Source organism: Desulfosarcina cetonica JCM 12296 (assembly GCF_001311845.1).
GTDB classification, from domain to species: domain Bacteria; phylum Desulfobacterota; class Desulfobacteria; order Desulfobacterales; family Desulfosarcinaceae; genus Desulfosarcina; species Desulfosarcina cetonica.
The window spans coordinates 1-5,756 of the sequence record NZ_BBCC01000285.1; the positions used below are offsets into that span (position 1 = coordinate 1).

6 protein-coding genes and 1 pseudogene are annotated in these 5,756 nt (G+C 56.6%); 1 reads left to right on the forward strand and 6 read right to left on the reverse strand.

What is annotated here, in order from left to right:
• Nucleotides 1–407: 407 nt before the first annotated feature.
• A pseudogene (locus JCM12296_RS32005) lies at nucleotides 408–1,416 on the forward strand (3-deoxy-7-phosphoheptulonate synthase); the annotation flags it as partial.
• 32 nt (nucleotides 1,417–1,448) lie between these two features.
• Here JCM12296_RS32005 and JCM12296_RS32010 read toward each other — a convergent pair.
• From JCM12296_RS32010 to JCM12296_RS32040, 6 genes are all read right to left on the reverse strand, one after another.
• Nucleotides 1,449–2,054 (reverse strand): sensor histidine kinase family protein, encoded by a 606-nt coding sequence (locus JCM12296_RS32010; protein ID WP_157068087.1) that lies wholly within the window; start codon nucleotides 2,052–2,054, stop codon nucleotides 1,449–1,451.
• 23 nt (nucleotides 2,055–2,077) lie between these two features.
• On the reverse strand, nucleotides 2,078–2,266 hold the full coding sequence (locus JCM12296_RS32015; protein WP_054701647.1) for a hypothetical protein: 189 nt from the start codon (nucleotides 2,264–2,266) through the stop codon (nucleotides 2,078–2,080).
• A gap of 293 nt (nucleotides 2,267–2,559) precedes the next feature.
• A complete protein-coding gene (locus tag JCM12296_RS32020) occupies nucleotides 2,560–3,150 on the reverse strand; it encodes an HD-GYP domain-containing protein (RefSeq protein WP_157068088.1) in 591 nt (196 codons plus the stop codon).
• A 161-nt stretch (nucleotides 3,151–3,311) separates the two neighbouring features.
• A complete protein-coding gene (locus tag JCM12296_RS32030) occupies nucleotides 3,312–4,622 on the reverse strand; it encodes a HAMP domain-containing protein (protein WP_172684219.1) in 1,311 nt (436 codons plus the stop codon).
• Nucleotides 4,623–4,647: 25 nt separating this feature from the next.
• Nucleotides 4,648–5,100 (reverse strand): prepilin-type N-terminal cleavage/methylation domain-containing protein, encoded by a 453-nt coding sequence (locus tag JCM12296_RS48520; RefSeq protein ID WP_054701659.1) that lies wholly within the window; start codon nucleotides 5,098–5,100, stop codon nucleotides 4,648–4,650.
• Between the two features lie 341 nt (nucleotides 5,101–5,441).
• Nucleotides 5,442–5,756, reverse strand: a 315-nt coding sequence (locus tag JCM12296_RS32040; RefSeq protein ID WP_157068089.1) for a DUF4126 domain-containing protein, incomplete at its 5' end; no start/stop codon positions are given.

Genomic DNA, 5,756 nt, shown 5'->3' on the forward strand with positions numbered 1-5,756 from the left:
AACACCCGCCCCCTTTCCAGACAAAATCAAACAACGGCCGGCGGCCCGATGGGCCGCCGGCGTTGTTTGATTTTACGATTGCATCTTGCCAGACCCTGTGCTAATGGCAAGGAAACCTAAAAAAAGGTAATTGTCAGCATGCGTCAGGCATCCCGCGTCAGCACCCTCTATTTTGGCTTTTATTATTACTTCGGCCGAGGTGCGCCTGTGGACTGCTGACCCGACAACTTCATTTGGAATAAGCAACCGCCGCAGGCTAAACACCTGCGGCGGTTTTGTTTTTTAATTCCAGAAAGCAATCATCCGAGACACCACACAAGGAGAGCATCATGGAGAAGACCTACGATATTCACGTGGAAAAGTTCGTCCCCCTCATCTCGCCGTCCCAATTGAAAGACCGCGTTCCGCTCAGCCCGGCGGCCCACCGCACCGTTATCGACGGTCGCCGGTCAATCGCCGATATCCTTGAGGGCAGGGACGCCCGCCTGCTGGTGATCACCGGTCCCTGTTCGATCCACGACGACAAGGCGGCCCTGGAATATGCCACCCGTTTGAAGTCCCTCAGCGACCGGGTCAGTGAAACCATGCTATTGGTCATGCGCACCTACTTTGAAAAGCCGCGCACCACGGTGGGCTGGAAGGGCCTGATCAACGACCCCTGGCTCAACGGCAGCTACGATATCGGCCTGGGCCTCGAACGCGCACGCCGCCTCTTGGCCCAGATCACCGAGATGGGTATTCCCACGGCCACCGAAATGCTCGACAGCATCGTTCCCCAGTACACCGCCGCTGGTCTGCTGGGCTGCCATTGGCGCACGCACCACCGAATCCCAGACCCACCGGGAGATGGCCAGCGGGCTCTCCATGCCGGTCGGGTTCAAAAACTGCACCGACGGCGACCTGACCACGGCCATCAACGCCATGATCGCCGCCCGCTCGCCCCAATCTTTTCTCGGTATCGATCCGGACGGTCAGGCCTGCATGGTCCAAACCACGGGCAACCCGCACGCCCATATCGTGCTGCGCGGCGGCACCCGTCCCAATTACGATACGGTCAGCATCCAGGAGGCGGTCGCCATGCTCTCGGCAAAGAACCTGACCCGTTCCATCCTGGTGGATTGCTCCCACGACAACTCCAGGAAGAATCACACGCTCCAGGCAGGGGTTTGGCAGGATGTGATCAACCAGCGCATCGATGGCAACACCAACATCATCGGGATGATGCTGGAAAGCAATCTGAATGCGGGCAATCAGAAAAACACCGGCGATCTGGCAACCATGGCCTACGGTGTTTCCATCACCGACGCGTGCATCGATTGGGAAACCACTGAGCAGCTGATCATCTCCGCCCATGAACAGCTCAGCAGCACCAACACGGCCGCTCCGAACGGTGGCGTCCAACGTTACAAGGTGGGATGAGGGCAAACCCCATCATGACCGATAACGGATCACTTGCCGGCCGGGTTGGACAGGGTGGGGAATTCCCGCTCAGCGATAATTGCCCGGCAGGCGGCAAGGGTCCGGCGGAAGGATTCCGTTTCCGTCGGTCTGTCATCCGGGGCCAGCCGCATCAGCGCCTGTTCCAGTTGATCGAGATGGATGCCGAGTTTCTCGCTGTCAGCCTGGAGGCGCTCGATGATGGCATTGACCTGATCGGCTTCGGGTTTCAGGAAATCGCGTTTGCGCAGGTGGACCTTGCGCGAATAATCGCCCTTGGCCATGCGCTCGAAGGTGTAGCTGAAATTTACCAGGGGGCCGCAAAAACGGTTGGAAAGAACAAGCTGATGCACGGCGGCGGCCACCAGAATCAAAAACATGGCCAGGGAGATGCGTTGCAGCAGGATCAGGAACAAACTGCCGGAGACATGCTGGACCCAAAGGTCCTCGGATCGCAGCATGTCATAGTAAAGTGGCGATAATAGTCCCGCAAGGAGAACGATGACGATAACGGCCATGAGGATCAAGTTGGTCGTGATCAGGGGCGATAGAATATCCTTGCGGATCGGAAGATTCTTCCAGCTTCGGTTGTCGGTTTTCATTTTTGCTCTGGCCATATGTCCTTCAACCTGCAAGGGGGTTATTTGAAATCTGGCGCATAGCTCGGTTCAGGGTTGCTATGAAACCAATACACGCCTTGTTGATGCTTCATCCAGATGATACCACCACTTTTTCCTGTGTAATAGAAGTTGAGATGGTATTCGTTGGCGTCCAGATCAAGGAAACGAATGTGTACCAATAGGCCGTCATCCGCGGGTTTCGCCACCATGCCATCAATAAGATATGAGCCGACGCCCGCCGGCCCCCTTCCAAAGGTGAGCGTCTGGTCGTCAAACTGGATAAAACGGTCTTTATACTTGGGATGGGTCGACGTCCAAAGCCTTTGAGGTCGGATAGGGTGAGCCGTTGCACCGGCGTGTCTTTGCTCGGTAAAAAAAACAAATAATAAAGCGCGAGGGTGCTGATCAGCAACACAAGCCCGACCACCGGGGCTAACAAGGATCTCTTCGTGGGTTGCGTCATCTATTTTCCCTCTGAAAATGAAGCCTGAGTCCCTCTCGATTAGGCGGCCAAGTCAGCTTTCTGGGACATCAGCGCCATGAACGCATCAACCACCTCAGGGTCGAACTGACCTCCCGCCTCGGAGGCGACAATCCCCATGGCCTTGGAAATCGGCATCGCTTTGCGGTAGGGCCGATCCGAGGCAACGGCATCGTAGACGTCTGCCACGGCCAGAATGCGGGCCTCCAGCGTGATGTCCTCACCGACCAGGCCGTCCGGATAGCCTTTGCCATCCCAACGTTCGTGGTGCTGACGGACCATGGGGAGGATTTTTTTAAAGGCACCGATGGGCGCGAGAATCTTCTCCCCGATGACCGGGTGCGAACGAATCGTGGCGAACTCGGCATCGGTCAGCCGCCCTGGTTTGTCCAGGATCGCCGAGGAGACGCCGATTTTTCCGATGTCATGCAACAGCGCCGCCTGCTGAACGCGATCGATTTGATCCTCGGATAGCCCCATTTGGCGGGCAATCACCAGGGCGATGCGCATCACACGCGCCGAGTGCCCTGCCGTCCATGGCGATTTGGCGTCCACGGCCCGTGCCAAAGCTTGCATGGAGCCCAGGGTCAACCGCCGCAACGCCTTGATCATTTTGACATTCGACCACGCCACGCCAAAATGATCGGCTGTCTGTCGGACGAGATTCAGTGTTTCTTCGGACAGTGGCCGACCCGGCGGCCCGGCCACGCTGAACAGACCGATCAGCTGTGCTTTGACAAAAATCGGAAACAGGGCAACCCTTCCGACATTATTTAGGCATTCAACGGGAGGTAGTCCATAAGAACCAATGCGTCCGTCACCGAAATATACGGCAACGCCGGATGAAACGTCTCTAAAATGACCTTATCGATCACCCAGGGGCGACTGATAAAGGTGCCTTTTCCAGCCCCGTAGCCCAAGTAAATCATCGCCTCGTCCGGATCTTCGATATTGATCCGGTGAATGGCGACGACGTTTAATTTAAAATTCTCGCGCGCCATGGTGACGGTCTGCTCGGCGATGGTGCTGAACGGGTGCGCCATCAATGTCGATTTATCGATCATGGCCTGAAAATTCAGAAACTGGAAATGGCTCCCCAGTTGCCTGGACATGTCGTTGAAGCCATCGGCCAACGCTTCAAATTCATCCCCGCTGGATATTCTGACGCGATGGCTGAAGTTCTTGCGCATCATATGCCGCACACCCGCCTTGAGGGCGTCGATGGGCTCGAGGGATCGTCGCAGGTTGAACAGGCTCATTGCCACCACCAGCAAAAAGGCAAGGGCCACGACCAGCAAAAAGATGAGCTTGAAGCGTGCAACCGGCGCCATGGCATAGTCGGCCGGTTGCAACACCATCAGGTACCAGTCCTCCATGCCGAACTGGGCTTGAAGAAAAATCAGGCTGCTGGCCAACCACCAATCCTTGCCGTCCAGGGTTACCTGAGCATGTTTTTCATCCATGTGCGGCAGGCAAGCGGCTGCCCATGATGGCGCATGGATCCCTGAATACAGCGGCAACTGGTTTCGGGTGACAACGGCAAACGCAGACACGGCTGGCAGGGTGTTACCCCTCGATAGCCCCCAGAGATAGTCTCCGCGTATCGTCCCCATCAACAATCTCTTTTCCGCTGAAGCACTGTCGGCATAACGCATCAGGATGATTTTGCCGGGATCGTTCTCGGCAAGCACCAAAAGGGATTTACCGCTTTCAAGATGGGTCATCGCCTGGTCGTTGAGGTCGATGGCAGAAATCGGATCGCCCAGGATGGCTTCATAACGGCCATCGGGATAGCGCCGTCCGATGGCGTTGAATTTTTCCGTCTGTCGGATTCGCTCCCGCATGCTGCGATGGTCGACCAGCTTCAGTTCATCTTCACAGAGCAACAGATGTTCGAAGATGGCGTACACATGGTTTCGGGTGGCCCGGTACAGTGCCTCACGCCCCGTCCGCTCGAGTTGCCGACTAACTTGAAACATGGAAAGGGCCGCCAAAACGATCACGGGCACCAGCGCACTGACAATGAACGTCACAAAGATCCGGCGGGCGATCTTGCTCCTGAAAAGGTTGGTTTCGACATACATGGGGTTTACCTCGGATGCCTGTTCATCAAAGATCGGCGACCTTGCCATAGTAAGATCCGTTGTAAGCCCGGACGACGTCATCTTGACTGGCCTTGGCCGTGAACGGCGTCTGGCTGTTTCCGTCCGCACCTTTGCTGTAGAGATCAAAATCCGAGTTTACCGGTACGTTGCCGTGGTCCTTGCGCAGCTGGCCGTTCCCTTTGAGGTCGCCGCCATTGATGCGCAAATACACATACGGATTGCCCCAGGGGTCACGCAAGCTGGCCATCCCGATATCTGCCAAACTGTTGGGATAGGCGTTGTTGTCGATGTAAAAATTTTCGATCGCCACTTGGATATTTTGTATGTCCACGATGGCGACGGCAACCCTGGCGCGTTCCCGATAGCTCAAGAAAGACGGCGTGGCGATGGCCACCAGCACCCCCATGATGGCCACGACCACCATCAGCTCGATCAGGGTGAATCCCCGATGATCCATCCGGCAAACCGGAAATCTTTGACAGATGCCAATAGCCACGGTCGTGGTCGCGTCCTTTTCCTTCTGCAAAGTCGATCGATCGCGCTTACGCATCCGTGGTGAGATTGACTGCGATCAATTTTACAATCGATCCAAAAAACTGCGGTGACTTGTGGAAATATCGGCGCATCAAAAGAAAAGTTTAGGTAGGCGCACGGGAGCGTGGTTGGCGGGGAAAGTACGGGGAAAACGCCATCGGTCCAGCCAGAAATGGGGGGAGTCCCCCCCATCCAAGACAGCCGGCGGGGCATCGGCGGCCATAAATCCACCGGGCCTTTTTTCAGGCCAAGGGCAGGGATCCGTCAGCCAACTGGCGGAGATGCCTGCCGTGGGGTAAAGAGCTGTTTGATTTTGGCGGCCAGCATCTTGATCCCGCGCCACAATCTGGGCAGCAGCCAGATCATCAGCAAGATGAACAGGGCCAGCAGGGCAATGAACAGCCAGGGGTGGTAGAGGGCTGTCCAGATACCACCGATCACCGCGACATCTTCAAGGACCGAGGCGGTCCAGTTGGTGAAGGGTTCCGGGGAGGTGTTGATCAGCAACCGCGAGCCGGCTTTCAAACCATGCGTTCCGGCGGCCAGGGTGCCGCCCAGTAGTGCGGCGGCCAGACTCAC